Genomic DNA, 24,613 nt, shown 5'->3' on the forward strand with positions numbered 1-24,613 from the left:
CCGGGCCGCTCATCCGTGGGGTCCCCTGCTCATTTTGTCGGACTGACGATAGAGTCGGGCTCGAACCCTCATCCGGCCGTCGTCGTATCAGAAAGGTGCGCTCCGATGACCGAGCATCATCACTTGCCGTCCGAACTCGATGTCCCTTCCGAGGCCCCCGACCGCAACCTCGCCCTGGAACTGGTCAGGGTGACCGAGGCCGCCGCCATGGCCGCGGGACGCTGGGTGGGGCGCGGGGACAAGAACGGCGCCGACGGCGCCGCGGTGCGCGCCATGCGCACGCTCGTCTCCACCGTGTCGATGAACGGCGTGGTCGTCATCGGCGAGGGCGAGAAGGACGAAGCCCCGATGCTCTTCAACGGCGAGCGCGTCGGTGACGGCACCGGGCCCGAGGTCGACATCGCGGTCGACCCGATCGACGGCACCACGCTGACGGCGAAGGGCATGCCCAACGCGATCGCCGTCCTCGCCGCCACCGAGCGGGGCGCGATGTTCGACCCGTCCGCCGTGTTCTACATGGACAAGCTGGTCACCGGCCCGGAGGCCGCCGAGTTCGTCGACATCGACGCGCCCGTCGAGGTCAACATCCGCCGGGTCGCCAAGGCCAAGCGGGCCACGCCCGAGGACGTCACCGTCGTCATCCTCGACCGGCCGCGGCACGCCGGGATCATCGAGGAGATCCGGGCGACCGGCGCGCGCATCAAGCTGATCTCCGACGGTGACGTCGCCGGCTCGATCCTCGCCCTGCGCGAGGGCACCGGCATCGACCTGCTGCTCGGCATCGGCGGCACGCCCGAGGGCATCATCTCGGCCTGCGCCGTGAAGTGTCTGGGCGGCGTCATCCAGGGCAAGCTGTGGCCCAAGGACGACGAGGAGCGGCAGCGGGCGATCGACGCCGGTCACGATCTCGACCGCGTGCTGACCACCGAGGACCTGGTCACCGGCGAGAACGTCTTCTTCGTCGCCACCGGCATCACCGACGGCGAACTGCTGCGGGGCGTCCGCTACCGGTCGGAGACCGCGACCACCGACTCGATCGTGATGCGGTCGAAGTCCGGAACGGTCCGGCGCATCGACTCCGAGCACCGGCTGAGCAAGCTGCGGGCCTACAGCGCCGTGGATTTCGATCGCGCGAAGTAGCTCCGTCCCGGAAAACGGGCGCCCCCCGGTGCGGAGGGGGGCGCCCGTTTCATGTTCCGGTGTTCCGGCTGGGCCCGGGGCCACCGGGCCCCGGACTATCCCGCCTGCGCTATGCGGCCCCTGGCCGCCTTCTGCAGTTCGACGTCTCGGCGGCGGCGCCGGGCGAGGACCACGCGGCGTTCGGCGGCGGTGAGGCCGCCCCAGACGCCGTAGGGCTCGGGCTGCAGCAGCGCGTGCTCGCGGCACTCCACCATCACGGGACAGCGCGCGCAGACCCGCTTCGCCGCCTCCTCGCGGGACAGCCGGGCGGCCGTGGGCTCCTTGGACGGGGCGAAGAACAGGCCTGCCTCGTCGCGGCGGCACACCGCCTCGGTATGCCAGGGAGCGTCTTGGTCCCTGTCGCGCGCTGGCACCGGCGGGGCCGGGACAGCGGCGACCTGCAGGGACGAATGCGGCGGTTGCAGCACGGGTCTACTCCTGACGACGGCTTCGCGAGCGAGAGACGATGCAGCAAGGCCTACCCGCTGTGCGCGCGCCTATGCACAGGGTTTCCAACCGCCCCGGGCCTCCGCCGCCGGCCTTGGCGGATTCACGACCGTCAACGGTCCAGGTGTCTGCGCAGACCCTTGTCGACCTTGTGGTGAACCCGGTCGAGGATGTCCGCCACGAGCTTGCCCCGCTTCGGCCGGCCTTCGATGTTGCCGAGCACCGCCCAGCCGTCGACGTAGACCACCGGGGCGTCCGGCTGCGGGGAGTCGAGCGCGTGGACCTCGAAGTTGCCGAGCACCGCGCCGCCGGTGCCGCGCAGCGACACGTTCTCGGGGACCCGGACCTCGACGTTGCCGAAGACCGAGACCGCCTTGATCACCACCTGCTGGTACTCGAAGAGCGCCTCGGTGAGGTCGATCTCGACGGTGCCGAAAATCGCGTACGCGTGGATGCGGCGGCCCGCACGCCACCGGCCCCTGCGGACGGCGCTGCTGAAGATCGCGACCACGCTGTCGTCCGGGTCGGCGGGGATGGCGCCGGCGGTCGGCCGGGCGGGGGCGGAGAAGGAGGAGGGGGCCGCGCGCCGCTCGTGCGCGGCGGGCAGGTCCCGGACGAACGCCTCCAGCTCGCCGACCGTCTTGGCGGCCAGCACGCCCTCGACGCGCTCGGCGTGCTCGTCGGCGGTCAGCCGGCCCTCCGCCAGGGCCTCGCGCAGCATGTCGGCGATGCGGTCGCGGTCGGCGTCGGAGGCGCGCAGCTCGGCGGCCGGTGCGGAGGCGGCGGAAGTGGGGGTGGTCTGCTTCTGAAGGTCCACGACAGCAGGGTACCCACACACGATAGATCGCGATACCCCTGACTGAGCCTTACCTCACAAGCTCGCCGCCGGCGCCAGGTTCTACGCTGGTGGGCGCCCGCCAATGGAGGCGGTCGCCGTCTGTCGAGTGAGGAATGGGCGAGATGCCTGAGTTCGCGTACACCGATCTGCTCCCCATGGGAGAGGACACCACCCCCTACCGGCTGGTGACCTCCGAGGGTGTCTCCACCTTCGAGGCCGACGGGCGGACGTTCCTCAAGGTCGAGCCGGAGGCGCTGCGCAAGCTCGCCGAGGAGGCGATCCACGACATCCAGCACTACCTGCGCCCGGCCCACCTCGCTCAGCTGCGCCGGATCATCGACGACCCCGAGGCTTCGAGCAACGACAAGTTCGTGGCGCTGGACCTGCTGAAGAACGCCAACATCGCGGCCGCGGGCGTGCTGCCGATGTGCCAGGACACCGGCACGGCGATCGTGATGGGCAAGCGCGGCCAGAACGTGCTGACCTCCGGCGGCGACGAGGAGGCCCTCAGCCGCGGCATCTACGACGCGTACCTGAACCTGAACCTGCGCTACTCGCAGATGGCCCCGCTCACCATGTGGGACGAGAAGAACACCGGCTCCAACCTCCCGGCGCAGATCGAGCTGTACGCCACCGACGGCGGCGCGTACAAGTTCCTGTTCATGGCCAAGGGCGGCGGCTCGGCCAACAAGAGCTTCCTCTACCAGGAGACGAAGGCCGTCCTGAACGAGGCCTCCATGATGAAGTTCCTGGAGGAGAAGATCCGCTCGCTGGGCACGGCCGCCTGCCCGCCGTACCACCTGGCGATCGTCGTCGGCGGCACCAGCGCCGAGTACGCGCTGAAGACCGCGAAGTACGCCTCCGCGCACTACCTGGACGAGATCCCGGCCGAGGGCTCGCCGCTCGGCCACGGCTTCCGGGACAAGGAGCTGGAGGAGAAGGTCTTCGAGCTGACCCAGAGGATCGGGATCGGCGCGCAGTTCGGCGGCAAGTACTTCTGCCACGACGTACGCGTGGTGCGTCTGCCGCGGCACGGCGCGTCCTGCCCGGTCGCCATCGCCGTCTCGTGCTCCGCCGACCGCCAGGCCGTCGCGAAGATCACCGCCGAGGGCGTCTTCCTGGAGCAGCTGGAGACGGACCCGGCGCGGTTCCTGCCGGAGACCACGGACGAGCACCTCGACGAGTCGTCCGACGTCGTGAGGATCGACCTGAACCAGCCGATGGACGAGATCCTCGCCGAACTCACCAAGTACCCGGTCAAGACGCGGCTGTCCCTGACCGGTCCGCTGGTCGTGGCCCGTGACATCGCGCACGCCAAGATCAAGGAACGCCTCGACGCCGGCGAGGAGATGCCGCAGTACCTGAAGGACCACCCGGTGTACTACGCGGGTCCCGCCAAGACGCCCGAGGGCTACGCCTCCGGCTCGTTCGGGCCCACGACGGCCGGCCGCATGGACTCCTACGTCGAGCAGTTCCAGGCCGCGGGCGGATCCAGGGTGATGCTCGCCAAGGGCAACCGCAGCAAGCAGGTCACCGACGCGTGCGACGCCCACGGCGGCTTCTACCTCGGCTCCATCGGCGGTCCGGCCGCGCGCCTCGCCCAGGACTGCATCAAGAAGGTCGAGGTCGTCGAGTACGAGGAGCTCGGCATGGAGGCCGTCTGGAAGATCGAGGTCGAGGACTTCCCGGCGTTCATCGTCGTCGACGACAAGGGCAACGACTTCTTCCAGGACCCGGCCCCCGCGCCCACGTTCACGTCGATCCCGGTACGGGGACCGGGCCTGGCGTAGCACCGCAGGGGCGGCGCGGACCGTCTCGTCCTCGCCGCCCCCACCCGTCCTGCCCCGGCCCGTCACGTCGGGTCGGGTCGGGTCGGGTCGCGGTCCGGTCGCCAGGACCCGCGCCCCTGCGACTGCGCACCCGACCGCGACGCTCGACCACACGCCCCTCGGGCCCGGGCCGGGCGGCCGGTGGGCGAACGGCGGTCCCCGATCGGGCGGTGGGCGGAACATCCCCGCCCTCCCGATCGCTGTACCGGGCATGAGCGACTACCGCATCGAGCACGACTCCATGGGCGAGGTACACGTCCCGGCGGACGCCAAGTGGCGGGCCCAGACACAGCGCGCCGTCGAGAACTTCCCCGTCTCCGGCCAGCGCATCGAGCGCGCCCACATCGAGGCCCTGGCCCGCATCAAGGGCGCCGCCGCCAAGGTCAACGCGCGGCTGGGGGTGCTCGACGAGGACGTCGCCGAGGCGATCCAGGAGGCGGCCCGCGAGGTGGCCGAGGGGAAGTGGGACGAGCACTTCCCCGTCGACGTGTTCCAGACCGGGTCCGGGACCTCGTCCAACATGAACGCCAACGAGGTCGTCGCCACCCTCGCCACCGAGCGCCTGGGCCGTGACGTGCACCCCAACGACCACGTCAACGCCTCCCAGTCGTCCAACGACGTCTTCCCCTCGTCGATCCACATCGCGGCCACCGCCGCCGTCACCCACGACCTGATCCCCGCCCTGGAGCACCTCGCCGGCTCCCTCAGCCGCAAGTCCGAGGAGTTCGCCGACGTCGTGAAGTCGGGGCGCACCCATCTCATGGACGCCACGCCCGTCACCCTGGGTCAGGAGTTCGGCGGGTACGCCGCCCAGGTGCGCTACGGCGTCGAGCGGTTGACCGCCTCCCTCCCCCGGCTCGCCGAACTGCCGCTGGGCGGCACCGCCGTCGGCACCGGCATCAACACGCCCCCCGGCTTCTCCGCCGCCGTCATCGAGGAGGTCGCCCGGGTCACCGGGCTGCCGCTGACGGAGGCGCGCGACCACTTCGAGGCGCAGGGCGCGCGGGACGGCATCGTCGAGACCAGCGGGCAGCTGCGGACCATCGCGGTGGGGCTCACGAAGATCGCCAACGATCTGCGGTGGATGGCCTCGGGGCCGCGCACGGGCCTGGCCGAGATCAGCCTGCCCGACCTCCAGCCCGGCTCCTCGATCATGCCCGGCAAGGTCAACCCGGTGATCCCGGAGGCGGTGCTGATGGTCGCCGCGCAGGTCGTCGGGAACGACGCGACCGTGGCGACGGCGGGCGCGGCGGGCAACTTCGAGCTCAACGTCATGCTGCCGGTCATCGCCAAGAACGTTCTGGAGTCGATCCGGCTCCTCACGAACGTCTCGCGGCTGCTCGCCGACCGGACCGTGGACGGAATCACCGCGAACCGGGAGCGGGCGCGCGAGTACGCCGAGTCCTCGCCGTCCGTGGTCACCCCGCTCAACAAGTACATCGGGTACGAGGAGGCCGCCAAGGTCGCCAAGAAGGCGCTGGCGGAGCGCAGGACGATCCGGCAGGTGGTCCTGGAGGGCGGGTACGTGGAGCGCGGTGATCTGACGCTCCAGCAGCTCGACGAGGCGCTGGATGTCCTGCGGATGACACACCCGTAACCATTCGCGCCCCGGCGCGAGAACCGTGACGCGCGCCGCAGCGTCGTATGCCCATGGCACCTAATATCTGTTCATGGCAGACGGTGGAGCGGTGAGACGCGTGGGAACGGGCGGTGCGGCGGCTTTCTGGGAGCCGGGGGACCGGATCCTGTGGCGCTACCGGGAGAACGGCGGGGCGCGCTTCCACATCGCCCGTCCGGTCACCGTCGTGCGCGACGACGAGGAACTGCTCGCCGTGTGGATGGCCCCGGGCACGGAGTGCGTCAAGCCCGTGCTCGCGGACGGCACCCCGCTGCACCGGGAGCCCCTGCACACCCGGTACACCAAGCCGCGGACCGTGCAGCGCGACCGCTGGTTCGGTACCGGCGTGCTGAAGGTGGCCCGGCCCGGCGAGCCCTGGTCGGTCTGGCTGTTCTGGGAGCCGGGCTGGCGGTTCAAGAACTGGTACGTCAACCTGGAGCATCCGCTGGCCCGTTGGGACGGCGGAGTGGACTCCGAGGATCACTTTCTGGACATCTGCGTCTACCCGGACCGCAGTTGGGAATGGCGGGACCAGGACGAGTTCGCGCAGGCCCAGCAGGACGGCCTGATGGACGCGACGGTGGCCCGGCAGGTGCGGGAGGCGGGCCGCCGGGCCGTGGACACGATCCGCGCCTGGGGGCCGCCCTTCGACGAGGGCTGGCAGAGCTGGCGCCCGGATCCGTCCTGGGCCGTACCGTTGCTGCCGGAGGACTGGGACCGCACCCCCGCGCACCTGTCCACGTGAGACCCTTGATGCGCCCCCGGGCGGCAAACGTAGGATCGTCCTCCGCAAGGCACCGCAGGCAGTAACTCCCGGAGCAGACGCCGGGTCTGACCGAACGTCACCGAGGGGCGGCAGGGCGTGAGCGAGGGGCACGAGGGAAACACCGGCGGGACGTTCCACGTAGGCTCCCAGGGTCGCATGCGGTCCAACGGCGACACAGGAACAACCTCTGACCACGCGGGAATTCCGTTCCGGGGACACGTATTCCGGGTATCGGGTTTCCTGCGGGACCAACTGCGTGCGCGGCGCGCAGCCCCGGACGGACGGATTCGACACGCGTGACGGAGCAGCCCACCTCCTACGAACGCCCCCAGGGCGTCGACCCCACGGACCCCCGTGGGGCACTCCTGCATACCCCGGCGCCCGCACCCGGTGCGTCCGCGTTACCACCCGACCCCTCGGGTGCGACGGCGTGCGGAAAGGGTGAAAAAGGCGGAAAGGGCACCATGGGCGGCAAGGGAGCTGCGGGGAAGGACGCCTCGGCCGGTCCGGAGGCGGGTTCCGGCACCGAGCACTCCCAGCCGTCCGCGTCCGCGGAGCCGGACACCCACCGGCCGCGCCCCGTGCCCGAGTCCATCCCGGCCCAGCCGGGTGCCGAGCCGCGCCCGGAGCGCGCGCCCGGCGGACCGGAGCGGCGCGCCGGAGGGGCGGTGTCGCCCGGCCGGCCCACGCCGATGCGGCGGGACGGGGACCGGCTGCGCTTCGTGGGCGCGGCGACCCGGCGGATCGCCCGCGGCCTGGACCTCGACGAGATCGTGATGGGGCTGTGCCGTGCCACCGTGCCGACCTTCTCCGACGCGATCCTGGTCTATCTGCGCGATCCGCTGCCGGTCGGCGACGAGCGGCCCGCCGCGGACCGCATCATGCTGCGGCTGCGCCGCACCGACCGCATCCCGGAGGAACGGGACACCGAGACCGGTTTCGCGGCGCTGGCCCTGCCGCCCCCGGAACCGGGTGAGCTGACCGCCGAGCTGTCGGCCTCGGTCGGGGACATGTGCGAGGTACGGCCCGGCGGGGCGCTCGCGGAGGTGCTGCGCGGGGTGCGCCCGGTGTTCGCCGACAATCCGGCCGCTCGTGCCGCACTGCCCGAACTCCTGGGCGAGGAGAGCACATTGGTCGTCCCGGGCGGCCAGCGGGCGATCCTGGCCCCGTTGCGCGGCCGGCGCCGGGTGATCGGCGCCGCGGTGTTCCTGCGCCGCCCCGAACGCTTTCCGTTCGAGAACGACGACCTGCTGGTGGCCGCCCAGCTCGCCACGCACAGCGCCCTGGGCATCGACAAGGCGGTGCTGTACGACCGCGAGGCGTACATCGCCGACGAACTGCAGCGCACGATGCTGCCGGAGACCCTGCCGCGCCCCACGGGCGTACGGCTGGCGTCCCGGTACCTGCCGGCGGCGGAGACCGCGCGGGTGGGCGGCGACTGGTACGACGCCATCCCGCTGCCCGGCAGCCGGGTCGCGCTGGTCGTCGGGGACGTCATGGGGCACTCCATGACGTCGGCGGCCATCATGGGGCAGCTGCGGACGACGGCGCAGACCCTGGCCGGCCTCGACCTGCCTCCGCAGGAGGTCCTGCACCACCTCGACGAGCAGGCCCAGCGGCTGGGCACGGACCGCATGGCGACCTGCCTGTACGCCGTCTACGACCCGGTCTCGCATCGCATCACCATCGCCAACGCGGGGCATCCGCCGCCCATCCTGCTGCATCTGGGCGGCCGGGCCGAGGTGCTGCGGGTGCCGCCGGGCGCGCCGATCGGCGTCGGCGGGGTCGACTTCGAGGCGGTGGAACTCGACGCTCCGGCCGGGGCGACGCTGCTGCTGTACACCGACGGCCTGGTGGAGTCCCGGCTGCGGGACGTGGCGACCGGGATAGAGCAGCTGCGGGAGAAGCTCGCGGCGACCGCCCAGCTGACCGGGCCCGACCACCCGCCGCCGCTCGAAGCCCTGTGCGACGAGGTGCTCGACATGCTCGGCCCGGGCGACCGGGACGACGACATCGCGCTGCTCGCCGCCCGGTTCGACGGGATCGCGCCGAGCGACGTGGCGTACTGGTTCCTGGAACCGGAGGACGCGGCGCCGGGGCGGGCTCGTCGGCTGGCCCGGCGGGCGCTGTCCCGCTGGGGCCTGGAGGACATGTCCGACTCGGTGGAGCTGCTGGTCAGCGAGGTCGTCACGAACGCGGTGCGGTATGCCTCGCGGCCGGTCACGCTGCGGCTGCTGCGGACCGACGTGCTGCGGTGCGAGGTGGGGGACGACGTTCCCCAGCTGCCCCGGCTGCGGCAGGCCCGGGCGACCGACGAGGGTGGGCGCGGGCTGTACCTGGTGAACCGGCTCGCCCGGCGCTGGGGAGCCACCCGGCTGAGCACCGGCAAGGTGGTCTGGTTCGAGCTGAACCGGAGCTGACGCAGGCAGGCGAGCGGTCGCGAACGACCGCGAGCAGACGCACAGGAGAGGGCGCCCGGAGTCTCCGGGCGCCCTCTGTGCTGTTCCGCAGCCGGCCGGCCGAGCCGGTGCCGTGTATCGGCCGCCGACGCCGCTACCGGCCGCCGGCTCCGCTTCTCGGCCGCCGGCTCCGCTTCTCGGCCGCCGGCGGCCGCTACTGGCCGCCGCTACTGGCCGCCGAAGAGCGGGTCCCCCGGATCCCCCGATCCGGTCGACGGGTCGTCCGTGCTCGGTTCCGTCGACGTGCTGCCCGTGGGTGTGCTGGACGGGGACGAACTCGGCTTCGGCGACGAGGACGGGGACGAGGACGGCTTCGGCGACGAGGACGGGGACGAGGAGGGCGAGGGCGACGAGGACGGGGACGAGGACGGCGACGGGGACGAGGTCGGGGACGGCGGCGCGGTCTGGACCGCCGCGCCCTGGTCGGTCTCCAGGTCGAACTTGGTGACCTTGGTGGAGACGCCGAAGGTGTACGCCGCCCAGATCTGCGCCGGGAAGCCACCGCCGTTGATGCGGCCCTCGTCCGAGCTCAGGCCGGTCGTCGCGCCGGTCAGCGGGACCTGGGGGTGGGGGGCCTTCGCGGACTCGCCGAACAGGCCGACCGAGGTGACCAGGTCGGGGGTGTAGCCGGTGAACCAGGCCGACTTGTTGTTGTCGGAGGTGCCCGTCTTGCCCGCGACCTTCTGGCCCCTGCGCAGCGGGTTGTCCCGCACGGACTTCTTCGCCGTGCCGTCGTCGACCACGCCGGTGAGCACCGAGGTGACCGAGTCGGCCGCCTCACGGCTGATGACCCGCTCGCCGATGGGGTCGGTGTGCTTGAAGGACGGGTGGGCGCTGTTCTCCGCCGACTTGATGATCGCCGGGGTGACCTTCACGCCGTGGTTGTCGAGGGTGGCGTAGACACCGGCCATCTGCAGGGGGCTCGCGCCCATGGTGCCGAGGGTCTGGGCCGGCACCGCCTTCAGGTCCTTGGTGTCCATGCCGAGGTCGTCGGCGACCTTGAGCACCTTGTCCATGCCGACGTCCACGCCCATCTGTGCGAAGACGGAGTTGATGGACTTGTTCAGCGCCGTCTGGACGGTGACGTCGCCGTAGTCCTGGTCGTCCTCGTTCTCCGGGGCGAAGCCGATGTCGCTGCCGACGACCGGACGCTTGCTGGTGCCGTCGTAGATCGTGTTCGCGGTGATCTTCTCGTCCTTCTGGGTCACGGCGTTCTCGTCGAAGGCCGCGGCGAGGATCACCGGCTTGAAGGTGGAGGCGGGCTGGTAGTCGGTGCGGGTGGCGTTGTTGAGGTAGTGGTCGGTGTAGCTCGTACCGCCGTACATCGCCTCGACCGCGCCGGTCTTCGGGTTCACCGACACCGCGCCGGCCTGGACGTCGCCGTCGACCGGCCGCTTCTTCTTGTCCAGCTTGCTGGTCAGCTGCTCCTTGACCGAGGCCTCCAGCGCCTTCTGCTTCCTCTTGTCGATGTTGAGCTCGATGTTCCAGCCGCCCTTGCGGACCAGCGCGGTGGCCGACTCGAGGTCGTCGGCGGCGCCCTGGGCGACGAGCTGGCGGGCCAGTTCGGCGTTGGCCGCGTCGACCAGGTAGCCGACCTGGCCCTCCTTGCCGGGTGCGGCCTTGGGGTCCTTGGGCGTCGGGAACGTCATGGCGTCGCGCTCGGACTTCTTCAGCCAGTCCTGCTCGACCATGTTGTCCAGGACGTAGTTCCAGCGGGCCGTGACCAGCCGCTTGCCCGTGTCGGAGGCGGAGGCCCAGTCGTACTGGCTGGGCGCCTGGAGCAGCGCGGCGAGGTAGGCGCCCTCCTGGACGGAGAGCTTGTCGGCGTCTTTGCGGTAGTAGGCCTGGGCGGCGGCCTGGATGCCGTAGGCGCCGCGGCCGTAGTAGCTGGTGTTGATGTACCCGGCGAGGATGTAGTCCTTGTCCTTCTCCCGGTCCAGCTTGAGGGAGATGACCAGTTCCTTCAGCTTGCGCGTGACGGTCTGTTCCTGGGACAGGTAGTAGTTCTTGACGTACTGCTGGGTGATCGTCGAGCCGCCCTGCGCGCCCTTGCCCATCAGGGTGTTGAGGACACCGCGGGCGGTTCCCTTCAGGTCGACGCCGGCGTCGGTGTAGAAGGTCTTGTTCTCGGCCGCGACGAAGGTGTGCTGGACGGCCTTGGGGACCTTGGCGAGGTCGACGTTCTCGCGGTTGACGTCGCCGTCGCGGGCGAGGATCGCGCCGTTGCCGTACTTGTAGACGTTGCTCTGCAGGGCGGCGTCGGGGTTGCCCTTGGGGATCGGGGTGCTCACGTACAGCCAGACGAGGGCGCCGATCACGGCGACGACGAGGCCGAGGAACGTGCCGAGGATCTTCTTCCAGGTGAAGAGCCTGCGTATGAAGCTCTTGTCCTTCTTGCCGGCCCTGCCCTTCCCGCCCTTGCCGGCCTTCTTCGCGCCTCTTCGGGCCGCGGCGCGGCCGCCGGTCGCGGGCCCGGTCCCGGCTGCGGCGCCGGCGGCGGTCCCGGAGGCGGGGGGCGCCACCGACTCCGTTTCCGTCGAGCGGTTCCTGGGCGCCGCGCGGCGGCCACCGCGCTGTCGCGCTCGTCTCTCTTCCGCTCGTCCCATGAGTCCGCTCGCTCCGCTTCCTACTCGGCAGTCACACCAGTGCCCGGGGGCAGGGGCAGGTCAGCTCAGAAAGCTAACACCGCTGTCTATGACGAGGCGGCCCCGATCCGGCCTTCGGGGGGCGTGAGAATCAGCACCCCGCGCGGTGGAACCGGCGAAACCTTCCCACCGATTCGACGTGCGAGAGGGGTACAGGGTTGCCAGCACGCGTAAAAGTGATATCACTTAGCTAGACAGCCGATCACTGAAACGGCTGCTGACGAGAAACGGGGACCCACCATGTCCGCACACGACCCCTCGGCACACGACCCCTCGGGCGTCACCGACGCCGTCGACATACCCGAGATGCCCGCCCCGCGCGTGCACGAGTTCCCCGCGCACAGCGTGGGCGGTGGGCTCGCGCTGTTGCTCGGCCTGGCCGGACTGCTGGCCGGCGCCGGACTGATCGCCGCGGGCGCCGTGGCGACCGCGACCGGCCTCAAGGCGGCACTGATCACCGTCGGCATCCTGGTCGCAGTCGCCGCGTTCCTCGCGATGTGCGGACTGAACACGGTGGCGCCGGGCGAGGCCCGCGTGGTGCAGCTCTTCGGCCGCTACCGGGGCACCATCCGCGAGGACGGACTGCGCTGGGTGAACCCCTTCACCTCCCGCGCGAAGATCTCCACCCGGGTGCGCAACCACGAGACGGCCGTCCTCAAGGTCAACGACGCCTACGGCAACCCGATCGAACTCGCCGCGGTCGTGGTGTGGAAGGTGCAGGACACCGCGCAGGCCTCTTTCGAGGTGGACGACTTCCTGGAGTTCGTCGCCACCCAGACCGAGGCGGCCGTGCGGCACATCGCCATCGAGTACCCCTACGACTCGCACGACGAGGACGGGCTCTCGCTGCGCGGCAACGCCGAGGAGATCACCGAGAAGCTCGCCGTGGAGCTGCACGCGCGCGTGGAGGCGGCCGGGGTGCGGATCATCGAGTCCCGCTTCACCCACCTCGCCTACGCTCCGGAGATCGCCTCGGCGATGCTCCAGCGGCAGCAGGCGGGCGCGGTGGTCGCGGCGCGGCGCGAGATCGTGGACGGGGCCGTCGGGATGGTCGAGGCCGCACTCGGCCGGATCGCCGAGCAGGGCATCGTGGAACTGGACGAGGAGCGGAAGGCGGCGATGGTGTCCAACCTGATGGTGGTGCTGTGCGGGGACCGGGCGCCCCAGCCCGTACTGAACACCGGAACCCTCTACCAGTGACCCCGCCCGAAGAGGGCTCGGCCCCTCGGCGTCGGCCGCAGCAGCGCAAGCAGATGCTGCTGCGGCTCGACCCGCTGGTCCACGACGCGCTGGCCCGGTGGGCCTCGGACGAACTGCGGTCGGCGAACGCCCAGATCGAGTTCCTGTTGCGCAAGGCCCTGAAGGAGGCGGGGCGGCTGCCCGGTGACGCCGGGCCGCTGCCCCGCCGCGGGCGGCCTCCGGGGGGCTCCGACCCGGGCCCGCCGCACTGAGAGGTCTCGCCTCCCACGGCAGGCGCCGCCCCTGTAGCGAAACGGTGACAATCGGCCGCCACCTGGGCACTCACACCCCCCGCTGCCACCTGCGCACTCCGCGTATACACGCCAGGTATACACCGCATGTACAGTCCCTCCCATGTCCATCGGTCACACCCTCCTGGGACTCCTGGAGTCCGGGCCCCGCCACGGTTACGACCTCAAGCGGGCCTTCGACGAGAAGTTCGGTCACGACCGGCCGCTGCACTACGGCCAGGTCTACTCGACGATGTCGCGTCTGCTGAAGAACGGTCTCGTCGAGGTCGACGGCATCGAGGCCGGCGGCGGCCCCGAGCGCAAGCGGTACGCGATCACCGACGCCGGTGTCACCGACGTCGGGCAGTGGCTCGCCACGCCCGAGAAGCCCGAGCCGTACCTGCAGTCCACGCTGTACACCAAGATCGTCCTCGCGCTGCTGACCCACCGCGACGCGGCCGACATCCTCGACACCCAGCGGTCCGAGCACCTGCGCAGCATGCGCATCCTCACCGACCGCAAGCGCAAGGGCGACCTGGCAGACCAGCTGATCTGCGACCACGCCCTGTTCCATCTCGAGGCCGACCTGCGCTGGCTGGAACTGGCCGCCGCGCGTCTCGACAAGCTGAAGGCGGCGGTGCACGCGTGAACGCTCCCGGGGGATCCCTGCTCGTCGCCGAGGACCTGCGCAAGGCGTACGGCCCGACCATGGCGCTGGACGGCGCCGAGTTCTCCATACACCCCGGCGAGGTCGTCGCCGTCATGGGCCCTTCCGGGTCCGGCAAGTCGACGCTGCTGCACTGCCTCGCCGGCATCGTGACGCCCGACTCCGGTTCGATCCTGTACGACGGCCGTGAGCTCGCGACGATGACCGACGCCCAGCGCAGCCAGCTGCGGCGCTCGGAGTTCGGCTTCGTGTTCCAGTTCGGTCAGCTCGTGCCGGAACTGACCTGCGTGGAGAACGTCGCGCTGCCGCTGCGGCTGAACGGCACCCCGCGCAAGCAGGCCGAGCGCACCGCGCTGGCCTGGATGGAGCGGCTGGAGGTCGACGACGTCGGCAAAAAGCGGCCCGGCGAGGTCTCCGGCGGACAGGGACAGCGGGTCGCCGTGGCGCGCTCGCTCGTCACCAACCCCCGGGTGCTGTTCGCCGACGAGCCGACCGGCGCCCTGGACTCCCTCAACGGCGAACGCGTGATGGAGCTGCTCACCGAGGCCGCCCGGTCGGCCAACGCGGCCGTCGTCCTCGTCACGCACGAGGCACGGGTGGCCGCCTACTCCGACCGCGAGATCGTCGTACGGGACGGGAAGTCGCGGGACATGGAGCGGGTCGTATGAACCCGCGCGGGGGGCGCCTCACGGGCGAGCGGGGCCGGACGTGGGGCAGGACCCGGGACCTGGGGATGGGGGTCCGCTTCGCCTTCGCCGGCGGGCGGGAGGGCTGGGTCCGGGCGGTGCTGACAGCGGTCGGCGTCGGGCTCGGCGTCGCCGTCCTGCTGCTGACGACGGCGGTGCCGAACGCGATCGCGGTGCGCCACGACCGCGAAGAGGCCCGGCTCGACTGGATGTTCTCGGACACGGCGCCGCCCAGAGGCGACGACACCCTGCTGATCGCCGACGCCGACACGACGTTCCGCGAGAAGGACGTACGCGGCCGGCTGGTGGAGCCTGAAGGGGCTCACGCCCCGCTGCCGCCCGGCTTGGGCCGGTTCCCGGCGAAGGGCGACATGGTGGTCTCGCCCGCGTTGAAGAAGCTGCTCGCCACCGACGGTGCGGCGCTGCTGCGGGAGCGGCTGCCCTACCGCGTCGTCGGGACGATCGGGGAGAGCGGGCTGGTCGGCTCCCAGGAACTCGCCTACTACACGGGCGCCTCCGGGCTCGCCGCGCACCTCGACGGCGGAGGGGCGACCCGGTTGAAGGAGTTCGGGAACCCCGAGCCGACGAAGGAGCGGGCCGACCCGGTGCTGGTCCTGCTGATCCTCGTCGTGATCGTGGTGCTGCTGATGCCGGTGGCCGTGTTCATCGCCGCGGCCGTGCGGTTCGGCGGCGAGCGGCGCGACCGCAGGCTCGCCGCCCTCCGGCTGATCGGTTCCGACGGCCGGATGACCCGGCGGATCGCGGCGGGCGAAGCGATGGCCGGCTCCCTGCTGGGCCTGGTTCTCGGCACGGTCTTCTTCCTGATCGGCCGTCAGGCGGCGGGTTCGGTCGAGGTGATGGGCGTCAGCGTGTGGCCCAGCTATCTCGACCCCTCCCCCGCACTCGCGGCGGTGGTCGCGCTGGCGGTGCCGACGGCCGCGGTGCTGGTCACCCTCTTCGCGCTGCGCGGTGTGGTGATCGAACCCCTCGGCGTGGTGAGGGCGGCCAAGCCCGCGCGGCGAAGGCTGTGGTGGCGGCTGCTGATGCCGGTGGCGGGCCTCGCGATGCTCTATCCGATGATCGGACAGGGCCGCGAGAACGGGGACTTCAACAAGTACCTGGTGACCGGCGGCGTCCTGTTGCTCCTCATCGGGATCACCGCCCTGCTGCCCTGGCTCGTGGAGACGGTCGTGGCCAGGCTCGGCTCGGGCGGCGTCGCCTGGCAACTGGCCGTGCGACGGCTGCAGCTGAGCAGCGGCACGGCGGCCCGGATGGTCAACGGCATCGCGGTGGCGGTCGCCGGGGCGATCGCGCTGCAGATGCTGTTCGCGGGCGTGGACAGCGACTACACCGAGGCCACCGGCCGGGACGTCACCCGGGCGCAGATGCAGATCCAGGTGCCGGACGGCGCCCCGATGGCCGAGACGGCCCGGAAGTTCGCCGACACCAAGGCCGTCCGCAAGGTCACGGCCCTGTGGGAGGGCTACCTGGGCGACTCCTCCTGGAACGGCGAGAACGGCCCGGACGTGAGCACGGCGCTGACCGTGGGCGACTGCCAGGCCCTGCGCGAGCTGGCGAAGCTTCCCTCGTGCAAGGACGGCGACATCTTCGTGGTCGACGGCGCCGAGTACTCCACGGAGGGTCCGCGGCTGAACAAGCCCGGCAAGAAGCTGTACCTCGAGCAGTCCACCCCGGAGGGCAGCAAGGAGATCGTCTGGACCGTGCCCGCGGGCGTCACGACGGCCCAGTCGGTCAAGGGCCTCACCGACTGGGAGCGCGGAGGCTTCCTGATGACGCCGAGCGCGCTGCCCAAGGCGGCCGAGCGGCTGGTCAGCGGCCAGCTGTACCTCTCGTTCGACGAGTCCGTGCCCGACGCGTACGAGTACGCCCGCAACACGGCGTTCCAGGTGGATCCGATGGCCCGCCCGATGAACTGGTACTCCACCAAGCAGAACGAGCAGTTCACCTCCATCCGCACCGGTCTGCTCGTCGGCTCGGCCTGTGTGCTGCTGCTGATCGGCGCGAGCCTGCTCGTCTCGCAGCTGGAGCAGCTGCGTGAGCGGCGCAAGCTGCTGTCCGCCCTGGTCGCCTTCGGTACCCGGCGGCGCACGCTGAGCCTGTCGGTGCTGTGGCAGACGGCGATCCCGATCGCGCTGGGCCTGCTGCTGGCCTCGACGGTGGGGCTCACGCTCGGGGCCGTGCTGCTGCGGATGACGGGCACGGCCGTGAGCGTGGACTGGATGAGCGTGCTGACGATGACCGGCTGCGGCGCGGCCGTCGTCCTGCTGGTGACGCTGCTCAGCCTGCCGCCGCTGCTGCGGCTGATGCGGCCGGACGGGCTGCGCACGGAATAGCCGTCGCACGCCCCGGGCGCACACGGTCCCTCCCCGCCCGGGGAGGGACCGTCGGCGTTCACAGCTGGTACTCCCGCACCACCCTCCGCACCTGGGCGAACAGCATGCCCACGTTGACCGACTTGCGGCAGACGACCACCGCCACCACGTCCTGCTGCTCGGTCATCCGCACGAACAGGTGGGTGAGGTTCTCGCTGTTGACGAGGATCTCCTGGAAGAAGTGGTTGTCGCTCTGGATCCCGCGGCGCTCCTTGAAGACGTCCTCGATCATCACCACCGTGCGGCCCTGGAACAGGTCGAGCGTGGCGCCCGCCAGCAGGTCCAGGACCTCGGGCGGGTGGTTGTCGACGGTCTCGTAGGAGAGCAGCATGCCGGTGGCCATGTCGACGACGCCGGAGGCGACGCAGTCGGGGGCATCCGTACGCAGTGACTTGACCAGGCCCATCACCTGGTCGGAAAAACCGGGGGTCATACGCTTTGTCGCCATCCCTTCAGACTCCTTCGGCGGCTTTCTGGGTGAGGATCAGGTCGATACGGCGCAGGGCCGGCTGGGTCGCCGTGTGCAGGCGCTCCACGTCCATGCCCTCGTCTCCGAGCACGACCATCAGCGCGGTGTCGCCGACCGCGTAGAACGCGGCGCAACCGTGGCTGCCGTAGGCCACCGTGCGGTGCAGGGCGCCGCGGGCGGTCGCCTCCGCGGTGCGGCGGGCGAGGCCGAGGCCGGCTGCGGCGAGGGCGGCGAGGCCCTCCGGGTCGATGAAGTCGGCGGTGTCGGCGGCGATGAGCAGTCCGTCGGCCGCCGCCACCGCGGTGTCGGTGATGCCGGTCACCTGCTCGCGCAGGCCGCGCATCTCCCGCGCGAGGGCTTTGTGATCCATGAAGGCAACTCCCCTGGTTCTGATCGCATGTGACCGTCTTCTGTCTGTGGGGGTTCTGCGTGGGGCTGTCATCTCGCCGTGGGGTTCCGTAGGCGGAAGAACTCCTTCCAGCCGGCGCCGCCGTTCCGCTCCGGCGTGAGGGCTTCGTTGATGCCGCTGGCGCCGGGCCGGCGGCGGGGCAGCGCCGCCGACTCCGTGCCCGGCGGCTCCGCACCCGGCGGCCGGGCCTGCGGCGGCGCGGCGGGCGGCGCGGGTTCCCGGGGCCGTACCCCGCCTCCGTCCGCGGGCAGCCGGACCGGGATGGGGCGGGGCGCGTCCGCGCACTCCAGGAGCCCCTCGCCGAGCATCCGGGCCACCTCGACGGTGACGGTGTAGACCCCGCGCCCGGTGCGAAAGGCCAGGTCGCGGGAGGTGCGTCGACCGTCGGCGTGCGCGAGCAGCTCGCACCGCAGCTCCCCGAGGCGGGACGCCGCGCAGGAGACGGCGGCGGGCAGGGGCCTCTCCCGGTCCGGGCGTACGGGGTACGGCAGCGCCAGGAGCGCGCGCAGCTTGCGGGAGGCCTCCTGGAGCAGCCGGGTGGGCGGTTCGCCCACCGCGACCGCCGCGGGCGGCGGCCCGGTCGCCGGACCGCGTTCACAGCCGTCGACGCTGCCCGCGACGACTGCGAACGCGGCGTCCTGGAGGGCCATCGCGCAGACCACCCGGAGCTGGGCGGCCCCCGCGTAGCCGTGGGCGATCAGGCCGGCGGCCGGCCAGCGCGCGCCGCCGGACTCGCGCACCAGAGCGGTCCACTCCTCGCCGCCGATCCGGCCGGAGCGCAGCAGCAGCGCCTCCGGGGCGGGCGCGCCCGGCGACTCGACGGCGACGACCAGCCCGCCATGCAGATGGAAGGCTCCGCCGGGCGAGCCGGACACCCGCACCTCTCCGGTGAAGCCGTCCCGGCCGCACGCGGCAAGGGCGCACGCCAGCAGCTCGTAGCCCGACATCACTCCCCTTGGGCCTCTCGCACACACGCCTGACGCGTAGCGCTGAGGAGGGAAGGTGTATCAGCCGGCGCGCATATTCCAGCGAGGGATTTCCGACCTGCCCTCAGCTGACGGAAGTTGCTCTGCCCCTGTGCTCAATTCGCTTTGTTCGGCGCTCATTTGACCGATTGACGGCCCTCAGTCGTCGCTGCCGAGCACCCGCACGGGAAGCGGTCGCAGCGCCTCCCGGAGCGCGTCCGCCAGCTCCCGGTACTCCGCTCCCCTCGCCGCGCCGGTGCGCATCACCAGGGCGACCCGGCGGGCGGGCGCGGGGTCGGCGAAGGAGCCGGTGAGGAGCTGTGTGCTGCGGCCGGTCTCGACGGTGACGGCGGTGCGCGGCAGGAGCGTGCAGCCCAGGCCGCCGGCGACGAGCTGGACGAGGGTGGACAGCCCGGCGGCCGTGGTCGTCACCGGCGCGTCCCCGCGGCCGGCCTCGCGGCAGATGTCGAGCGCCTGGTCGCGCAGGCAGTGCCCCTCGTCGAGGAGCAGCAGATTGAGTTCCCGGAGCGCCTCACGCGGGATGCCCTCCCGCCCGCCGAGCACATGGTCGGGAGGCGTGACGAGCACGAAGTCCTCGTCGAACAAGGGGAGTTCGACGACTCCCGGCACTCCGAGGGGGACGGCGAGCAGCAGCAGATCGAGCCGGCCCGTGTGCAGGCCGTCGACGAGGCCGGCGGTCTGCTCCTCGTGGACCTGGAGGTCGAGGTGCGGGTAGCGCTCGTGGACCAGGCGCAGGACGGTCGGCAGGAGGTAGGGCGCGACGGTGGGGATGACGCCGAGGCGCAGCGCTCCGGTGAAGGGCGCCCGCACGGCGTCGGCCTCCTCCATCAGCGCCTCCACCTCCGCCAGCACCGCCCTGGCCCGGACGACGAGCCGCTCGCCCGCCGGTGAGAGCAGCACCTTGCGGGTCGTACGCTCCAGGAGGGTGACGCCGAGGGTCTCCTCCAGAGCCGAGACGGCGCCCGACAGGGCGGGCTGGCTCATGCCGATGGCGGCGGCCGCGTCCCGGAAGTGCAGATGCTCGGCGACGGCCGCGAAGGCGCGGAGCTGGGCCAGACTGGGCGGTCGGCTCCTGGCCCCCGCGTTACCCACAGTCACTGATAACCACCTCCGATCAACACAATCGAGTATAGCCATTTCCTGAATCAATGCACCCTGTGCCACGATCAAGGTTGTCCAACCCAAGGGAAGCGTCCGCGATCCGGACGCTCCTTCGCTGCAAGGAGAGCGTGTGCTCACTGTCGGTGACAAGTTCCCGGAGTTCGAACTGACCGCCTGCGTCTCGCTGGAGAAGGGCAAGGAGTTCGAGCAGATCCACCACAAGTCCTACGAGGGCAAGTGGCTCGTGGTCTTCGCGTGGCCCAAGGACTTCACCTTCGTCTGCCCGACCGAGATCGCCGCGTTCGGCAAGCTGAACGAGGAGTTCGCCGACCGCGACGCGCAGATCCTCGGCTTCTCCGGTGACTCCGAGTTCGTCCACCACGCCTGGCGCAAGGACCACCCGGACCTGACCGACCTGCCCTTCCCGATGCTGGCCGACTCCAGGCACGAGCTGATGCGCGACCTCGGCATCGAGGGCGAGGACGGCTTCGCCCAGCGCGCCGTCTTCGTCGTGGACCCCAACCGCGAGATCCAGTTCACGATGGTCACCGCGGGCTCCGTCGGCCGCAACCCCAAGGAGGTCCTGCGGGTTCTGGACGCCCTGCAGACCGACGAGCTGTGCCCCTGCAACTGGACCAAGGGCGAGGACACCCTCGACCCGGTCAAGCTGCTGGCCGGGGAGTGACCTGACATGTCCCTCGATTCCCTGAAGGCCGCGATACCGGACTACGCCAAGGACCTGAAGCTCAACCTGGGTTCCGTCATCGGCAACTCCGAGCTGCCGGCACAGCAGCTGTGGGGCACCGTGCTGGCGACCGCCATCGCCTCCCGCTCCCCGATCGTGCTGCGCGAGCTGGCGCCGGAGGCGAAGGCCAACCTCTCGCCGGAGGCGTACACCGCGGCCAAGTCGGCCGCCGCCGTGATGGCGATGAACAACGTCTTCTACCGCACCCGCCACCTGCTGTCGGACCACGAGTACGGCAACCTGCGGGCCGGTCTGCGGATGAACGTGATCGGCAACCCCGGCGTCGACAAGGTCGACTTCGAACTGTGGTCGTTCGCCGTCTCCGCCATCAACGGCTGCGGACTGTGCCTCGACTCGCACGAGCAGGTGCTGCGCAAGGCCGGCGTCGAGCGTGACGTCGTCCAGGAAGCCTTCAAGATCGCCTCGGTGATCCAGGCGGTCGGCGTGACCCTGGACGCGGAAGCCGTTCTCGGCGACTGACTCCCGGCGACCGACGCCGGTGCGCCGCGCACCCCTTGAGCCCCGCTCACCTCCTGGTGGGCGGGGCCTCGTCGTCAGGTCGCCGAGGAGGGGGGATCCACGGCCGGGGTGGCGTCGCCCACGGCGTCGGACGTGGCGCCGCTCGCCGCGCCCGCGGAAGCCGCCACCGGCGCCACGTCCGACGCCGTCGCGCCCCTCGGCCTGGGCGCGTGCCGCAGGGTCTGTTCCCGGGAGTAGGCGTGCAGATAGCCCACCACCGTGTTGGTCACGGCCACCAGGGGGACCGCCACGATCGCGCCGCCGATGCCCGCCACCATGCCGCCCGCCGCGACCGACAGCACGACCGCCAGGGGGTGGACGCGCACCGCGCGGCCGAGGATGAACGGCTGCAGGATGTGGCCCTCGATCTGCTGCACCGCCAGCACGACCGCCAGCGTCATCACCGCCGTGAACACGCCCTGGGTGACCAGCGCGACCACGACCGCCAACGCGCCGGAGGCGACGGCGCCGACGAGCGGGATGAAGGAGAACAGGAAGATGAACACGGCGAGCGGGACGGCCATCGGCACGTCGAGGAAGTAGATGCCGAGGCCGATGAAGATCGCGTCGATCAGCGCGACTATCACCGTGCCGCGCACATACGCGGTGAGCGTCGCCCAGGCCCGCGGGCCCGCGCCCGCCACGCCCGGCCGGGCCGCGGCCGGGACCAGCTTGAGCGTCCACTCCCAGATGCGCCTGCCGTCGTAGAGCAGGAAGAGGGTCGAGAAGAACGCCAGCAGGATGCCGGTCAGCGCCTCGACCACGACCGTGACGCCCTCCAGGCCCGCCGAGGTGATCGAGTCGGTGTTGTTCCCGATCGCGTCGCGCAGGTTCTCGGCGATGCCGTTGATCTGCTTGTCGGTGACGTGGAAGGGACTGTTCAGCAACCACCGGCGCAGGTCGTCGATGCCGTCCTGGACCTGGTCGGAGAGGTTGTCGATGTTGTCCATGACCTGCCAGGTCACGAACCAGCCCATCAGACCGATGACGACGAACCCGAGAATCGCCGTCAGCGCGGTGGCTGCCCCGCCGGGAACGCCGACCCGCTTCAGCCGGGCCACCGTGGGCTCGAGCAGCGCGGTCAGCAGGAGGGCGACCACGAAGGCCATGACGACCAGTTGGATCGCGCTGATGACTCTTATCAGCACCCAGAGGGTCCCGGCGAGCACCAGCAGCCGCCAGCCCGCCTCGGCCGCGACGCGGACCCCCCACGGCACGGCGTGCGCGGGGTCCGGACGAGGGGCGGGGGGCACGGGCTCCTGCGGGAACGCCTCGGGGGACGCCACCGACGCCACGGACGCCTCGGGCGGCGTCGGTTCGGACTCGGCGGCGGCCTCCCGCTCGACCTCCGCGCGCCGTTCGTCGAGCCGCTCACCCATCTCGCTCAGACCGGCGCCGAGCCGGCCGAGCCACCCTGGCACTCGCGACATGATCCGTCCTCTTCCCCCGTCTCTCCCCACCACTCCCCCTGGAGTCGTCGGTCCCGGCGGTACCGACCGTACAGGGCGAAAGCCCCTCCCCCTATGACGGGGAGGGGCTGCGCGGGGTTGAGCGAGGAGGCCGCGGCGGCGCCGGCTCGGACGGGCGTGGTACGAGCTGTCAGTACGAGCCGTTGGCCTGCCAGTAGTCCCAGGCGTCGCAGGGACTGCCGTAGCGGTCGTTCATGTAGTTCAGGCCCCACTTGATCTGGGTGGCCGGGTTGGTCTGCCAGTCGGCGCCGACGGACGACATCTTCGAGCCGGGGTAGGCCTGGACGAGTCCGTAGGCGCCGGAGGAGGGGTTGACGGCCTTGTAGTTCCAGCCGGACTCGTGGTCCACGATGTTGCTGAAGCACTGGAACTGCCCGCCGGGAATGATCTGGCGGGCGATGGCCTGGACCTCGGCGACGGAGTACGACCCCTGCTGGGCGAAGGTGGCGCCGCCCGAGGCCGACTGCGTCTCGGTGTCGGCCTTGGCCGCCTTGGCCTCCGCCTCCGCGCGCTTCTTGGCCTCCGCGGCTTCCTTGTCCGCCTTCGCCTTGGCCGCGGCCGCCTTCTGCTTGGCCACCGCGTCCTTGGCGGCCTGCTTGCGCGCCGCCTCCTCCGCCGTCCTCTTGGCGGTGGCGTCGGCGGCGTCGGCCTGGGCGTCGGCCTGCCGGGTCAGCGAGGCCGTCTGCACCTCGACCTGTTGGCCTGCGGGTAAGTCGGCGAGCAGCGTCGAGCCACCGGTCGCCTGTGCGTCGTCCACGGACTGCACGGCGTTGCCCTGGGCCACACCCACGACGGCGCCGACGGTGGTGACCGCGGTGGCCGAGGCCACGGCGAATCCCCTGGCCGATATCGGGCTCACACGGATTCCTTCTGCTGTGTCATCAGATGAAGGGGGACGACGGCCGAGAGCCGCCCGTGCTCAGTACCAGTGGTTGGCCTGCCAGAACGACCACGCCTCACAGGGGCTGCCGTACCGACTGTCCATGTAGTTCAGGCCCCACTTGATCTGGGTGGCCGGGTTGGTCTGCCAGTCGGCGCCGGCGGACGCGTACTTGCCGGCCGGGAGAGCCTGGAAGAGACCGTAGGCACCGGAGGAGGCGTTCACCGCGTGGTAGTTCCAGCTGGACTCGTGGTCCACGATGTTGCTGAAGCACTGGAACTGGCCGCTCGGCACCATCTGCGCCGCCATCGCCTGGATCTGCGCGATGCTGTAGGAGCTCTGGATCGGGAAGTCGCCCGCGCTGCGGCTGGCCTTGACCTTGGCCTCGGCGCGCTCCTTCGCCGCCTTCTCGGCGGCCTCCTTCTTCGCGACGGCGGTCTCGGCGGCGGCCTTGCGCGCCGTCGCCTCCGCTTCCTTCTTCGCGCCCTCGTCCGCGGCGATGGCCTGGTAGTTGGCCTGCTGCGTCAGGGACGCGGTCTGTACCTGGGCCTGCTGGCCCGCGGGAATGTCAGCGAGGAGCGTCGCGTCGCTTGCCGTCGCTTCTGCGTCGTTGGGCTGCGCGACGCTGCCCGAGGCAACGCCGACGACGCTTCCGACAGCGGTGACCGCCGTGGCCGAGGCCACTGCGAATCCCCGGACCGAGATCCGGCTCACACGGTTTTCCTTCCAGCATCGTCCGCTTCGGTGACCCTGGCGGACGCAATCGTGCCCTTGACGCTGGTCTCCGAACTGCGGGGTCACAGGAGACACGGGCCCGGTGGGCAACTCCCGGAAGGGGAGCGCCGCGTGGTGCTCGGGCGGCATACGACGGCGCTATGGAGTTGAACAGTGGTGCAAGTGGGTTTCCGTACCTCTGGGGGTACAGGTGTGCCGTATGCGGGGCCTGACAGAACCGAGACTCTGCCGTAACACGACACCGCAAGGCAATTCCGAGTTGCGTGTGAAAGCTCACACCTGTCGGGACCCCAGGGATTTCGCG

The 24,613-nt window shown here is 71.1% G+C and carries 22 protein-coding genes; 12 read left to right on the plus strand and 10 right to left on the minus strand.

Annotated features, from left to right (window positions below; genetic code table 11):
- Positions 1–105 precede the first annotated feature (105 nt).
- Positions 106–1,140: a class II fructose-bisphosphatase gene (glpX, locus tag ACZ7DE_RS01845; protein WP_470756852.1), complete on the plus strand. Its 1,035-nt coding sequence runs from the start codon at positions 106–108 to the stop codon at positions 1,138–1,140.
- Between the two features lie 95 nt (positions 1,141–1,235).
- Here glpX and ACZ7DE_RS01850 read toward each other — a convergent pair whose 3' ends face one another.
- On the minus strand, positions 1,236–1,607 hold the full coding sequence (locus ACZ7DE_RS01850) for a WhiB family transcriptional regulator (RefSeq protein ID WP_470756854.1): 372 nt from the start codon (positions 1,605–1,607) through the stop codon (positions 1,236–1,238).
- Positions 1,608–1,738: 131 nt separating this feature from the next.
- A complete protein-coding gene (locus ACZ7DE_RS01855) occupies positions 1,739–2,443 on the minus strand; it encodes a DUF1707 SHOCT-like domain-containing protein (protein WP_470756856.1) in 705 nt (234 codons plus the stop codon).
- 143 nt (positions 2,444–2,586) lie between these two features.
- On the opposite strand from ACZ7DE_RS01855, the gene ACZ7DE_RS01860 reads away from it, so the two are divergent.
- The 4 genes from ACZ7DE_RS01860 (at position 2,587) to ACZ7DE_RS01875 (ending at position 9,097) form a co-directional block, all read left to right on the plus strand.
- Positions 2,587–4,254, plus strand: a complete 1,668-nt coding sequence (locus ACZ7DE_RS01860; protein WP_470756858.1) for a fumarate hydratase — start codon at positions 2,587–2,589, stop codon at positions 4,252–4,254.
- Between the two features lie 250 nt (positions 4,255–4,504).
- A complete protein-coding gene (locus ACZ7DE_RS01865) occupies positions 4,505–5,890 on the plus strand; it encodes a class II fumarate hydratase (protein ID WP_470756860.1) in 1,386 nt (461 codons plus the stop codon).
- A gap of 73 nt (positions 5,891–5,963) precedes the next feature.
- The gene (fomD, locus tag ACZ7DE_RS01870) at positions 5,964–6,656 is read left to right on the plus strand and encodes a cytidylyl-2-hydroxypropylphosphonate hydrolase (protein WP_470756862.1); all 693 of its coding nucleotides are present in this window, start codon (positions 5,964–5,966) and stop codon (positions 6,654–6,656) included.
- Between the two features lie 317 nt (positions 6,657–6,973).
- Positions 6,974–9,097 carry a SpoIIE family protein phosphatase gene (locus tag ACZ7DE_RS01875; protein ID WP_470756864.1) on the plus strand — a complete coding sequence of 708 codons (2,124 nt, stop codon included), beginning with the start codon at positions 6,974–6,976 and terminating at the stop codon, positions 9,095–9,097.
- Between the two features lie 206 nt (positions 9,098–9,303).
- Here ACZ7DE_RS01875 and ACZ7DE_RS01880 read toward each other — a convergent pair whose 3' ends face one another.
- Positions 9,304–11,742: a transglycosylase domain-containing protein gene (locus ACZ7DE_RS01880; RefSeq protein WP_470756866.1), complete on the minus strand. Its 2,439-nt coding sequence runs from the start codon at positions 11,740–11,742 to the stop codon at positions 9,304–9,306.
- A 279-nt stretch (positions 11,743–12,021) separates the two neighbouring features.
- Between ACZ7DE_RS01880 and ACZ7DE_RS01885 the strand changes: the two genes are divergently transcribed.
- From ACZ7DE_RS01885 to ACZ7DE_RS01905, 5 genes are all read left to right on the plus strand, one after another.
- Positions 12,022–12,981: an SPFH domain-containing protein gene (locus tag ACZ7DE_RS01885; RefSeq protein WP_470756868.1), complete on the plus strand. Its 960-nt coding sequence runs from the start codon at positions 12,022–12,024 to the stop codon at positions 12,979–12,981.
- Positions 12,978–13,232, plus strand: coding sequence for a type II toxin-antitoxin system antitoxin (locus tag ACZ7DE_RS01890; RefSeq protein WP_470756870.1), 255 nt, complete (start codon positions 12,978–12,980; stop codon positions 13,230–13,232). The genes ACZ7DE_RS01885 and ACZ7DE_RS01890 overlap by 4 nt, the downstream gene beginning before the upstream one ends.
- Positions 13,233–13,374: 142 nt before the next feature.
- Positions 13,375–13,899 carry a PadR family transcriptional regulator gene (locus ACZ7DE_RS01895; RefSeq protein WP_470756872.1) on the plus strand — a complete coding sequence of 175 codons (525 nt, stop codon included), beginning with the start codon at positions 13,375–13,377 and terminating at the stop codon, positions 13,897–13,899.
- Complete coding sequence (locus ACZ7DE_RS01900) at positions 13,896–14,585, plus strand: ABC transporter ATP-binding protein (RefSeq protein WP_470756874.1); 690 nt, start codon at positions 13,896–13,898, stop codon at positions 14,583–14,585. Before ACZ7DE_RS01895 ends, ACZ7DE_RS01900 begins: the two co-directional genes overlap by 4 nt.
- Positions 14,582–16,957, plus strand: coding sequence for an ABC transporter permease (locus ACZ7DE_RS01905; protein WP_470756876.1), 2,376 nt, complete (start codon positions 14,582–14,584; stop codon positions 16,955–16,957). Before ACZ7DE_RS01900 ends, ACZ7DE_RS01905 begins: the two co-directional genes overlap by 4 nt.
- A 58-nt stretch (positions 16,958–17,015) precedes the next feature.
- Here ACZ7DE_RS01905 and ACZ7DE_RS01910 read toward each other — a convergent pair whose 3' ends face one another.
- The 4 genes from ACZ7DE_RS01910 to ACZ7DE_RS01925 all read right to left on the minus strand — a co-directional run bounded on the left by ACZ7DE_RS01910 (position 17,016) and on the right by ACZ7DE_RS01925 (position 19,958).
- On the minus strand, positions 17,016–17,444 hold the full coding sequence (locus ACZ7DE_RS01910) for a hypothetical protein (RefSeq protein WP_310432451.1): 429 nt from the start codon (positions 17,442–17,444) through the stop codon (positions 17,016–17,018).
- A gap of 4 nt (positions 17,445–17,448) precedes the next feature.
- Positions 17,449–17,835 (minus strand): roadblock/LC7 domain-containing protein, encoded by a 387-nt coding sequence (locus ACZ7DE_RS01915; protein WP_470756879.1) that lies wholly within the window; start codon positions 17,833–17,835, stop codon positions 17,449–17,451.
- A gap of 68 nt (positions 17,836–17,903) precedes the next feature.
- The gene (locus tag ACZ7DE_RS01920; RefSeq protein ID WP_470756881.1) at positions 17,904–18,821 is read right to left on the minus strand and encodes a MarR family transcriptional regulator; all 918 of its coding nucleotides are present in this window, start codon (positions 18,819–18,821) and stop codon (positions 17,904–17,906) included.
- A 177-nt stretch (positions 18,822–18,998) separates the two neighbouring features.
- Positions 18,999–19,958 carry a LysR substrate-binding domain-containing protein gene (locus ACZ7DE_RS01925; protein ID WP_470756883.1) on the minus strand — a complete coding sequence of 320 codons (960 nt, stop codon included), beginning with the start codon at positions 19,956–19,958 and terminating at the stop codon, positions 18,999–19,001.
- A gap of 133 nt (positions 19,959–20,091) precedes the next feature.
- Here ACZ7DE_RS01925 and ACZ7DE_RS01930 point away from each other — a divergent pair, with 133 nt between their 5' ends.
- Complete coding sequence (locus ACZ7DE_RS01930; RefSeq protein ID WP_470756885.1) at positions 20,092–20,646, plus strand: peroxiredoxin; 555 nt, start codon at positions 20,092–20,094, stop codon at positions 20,644–20,646.
- Between the two features lie 6 nt (positions 20,647–20,652).
- Positions 20,653–21,186, plus strand: a complete 534-nt coding sequence (locus tag ACZ7DE_RS01935) for an alkyl hydroperoxide reductase (RefSeq protein ID WP_470756887.1) — start codon at positions 20,653–20,655, stop codon at positions 21,184–21,186.
- Between the two features lie 74 nt (positions 21,187–21,260).
- On the opposite strand, the gene ACZ7DE_RS01940 is transcribed toward ACZ7DE_RS01935, so the two are convergent.
- The 3 genes from ACZ7DE_RS01940 to ACZ7DE_RS01950 all read right to left on the minus strand — a co-directional run bounded on the left by ACZ7DE_RS01940 (position 21,261) and on the right by ACZ7DE_RS01950 (position 24,288).
- Entirely contained in the window at positions 21,261–22,655 is a 1,395-nt protein-coding gene (locus ACZ7DE_RS01940; RefSeq protein ID WP_470756889.1) for an AI-2E family transporter, read from the minus strand.
- A gap of 169 nt (positions 22,656–22,824) precedes the next feature.
- On the minus strand, positions 22,825–23,553 hold the full coding sequence (locus ACZ7DE_RS01945) for an aggregation-promoting factor C-terminal-like domain-containing protein (RefSeq protein WP_470756891.1): 729 nt from the start codon (positions 23,551–23,553) through the stop codon (positions 22,825–22,827).
- A gap of 60 nt (positions 23,554–23,613) precedes the next feature.
- The gene (locus ACZ7DE_RS01950; RefSeq protein WP_470756893.1) at positions 23,614–24,288 is read right to left on the minus strand and encodes an aggregation-promoting factor C-terminal-like domain-containing protein; all 675 of its coding nucleotides are present in this window, start codon (positions 24,286–24,288) and stop codon (positions 23,614–23,616) included.
- Between the last annotated feature and the right edge of the window lie 325 nt (positions 24,289–24,613).

The organism is Streptomyces sp. NPDC037083 (genome assembly GCF_055606485.1).

Excerpts from the sequence above, each read along its gene's own strand:
- ACZ7DE_RS01940 (WP_470756889.1), bottom strand. The coding sequence starts at position 22,655 with ATGTCGCGAGTGCCAGGGTGGCTCGGCCGGCTCGGCGCCGGTCTGAGC.
- ACZ7DE_RS01865 (WP_470756860.1), top strand. The coding sequence starts at position 4,505 with ATGAGCGACTACCGCATCGAGCACGACTCCATGGGCGAGGTACACGTC.
- ACZ7DE_RS01885 (WP_470756868.1), top strand. The coding sequence starts at position 12,022 with ATGTCCGCACACGACCCCTCGGCACACGACCCCTCGGGCGTCACCGAC.
- fomD (WP_470756862.1), top strand. The coding sequence starts at position 5,964 with ATGGCAGACGGTGGAGCGGTGAGACGCGTGGGAACGGGCGGTGCGGCG.
- ACZ7DE_RS01935 (WP_470756887.1), top strand. The coding sequence starts at position 20,653 with ATGTCCCTCGATTCCCTGAAGGCCGCGATACCGGACTACGCCAAGGAC.
- ACZ7DE_RS01895 (WP_470756872.1), top strand. The coding sequence starts at position 13,375 with ATGTCCATCGGTCACACCCTCCTGGGACTCCTGGAGTCCGGGCCCCGC.
- ACZ7DE_RS01860 (WP_470756858.1), top strand. The coding sequence starts at position 2,587 with ATGCCTGAGTTCGCGTACACCGATCTGCTCCCCATGGGAGAGGACACC.
- glpX (WP_470756852.1), top strand. The coding sequence starts at position 106 with ATGACCGAGCATCATCACTTGCCGTCCGAACTCGATGTCCCTTCCGAG.
- ACZ7DE_RS01920 (WP_470756881.1), bottom strand. The coding sequence starts at position 18,821 with ATGTCGGGCTACGAGCTGCTGGCGTGCGCCCTTGCCGCGTGCGGCCGG.
- ACZ7DE_RS01880 (WP_470756866.1), bottom strand. The coding sequence starts at position 11,742 with ATGGGACGAGCGGAAGAGAGACGAGCGCGACAGCGCGGTGGCCGCCGC.
- ACZ7DE_RS01915 (WP_470756879.1), bottom strand. The coding sequence starts at position 17,835 with ATGGATCACAAAGCCCTCGCGCGGGAGATGCGCGGCCTGCGCGAGCAG.
- ACZ7DE_RS01910 (WP_310432451.1), bottom strand. The coding sequence starts at position 17,444 with ATGGCGACAAAGCGTATGACCCCCGGTTTTTCCGACCAGGTGATGGGC.
- ACZ7DE_RS01905 (WP_470756876.1), top strand. The coding sequence starts at position 14,582 with ATGAACCCGCGCGGGGGGCGCCTCACGGGCGAGCGGGGCCGGACGTGG.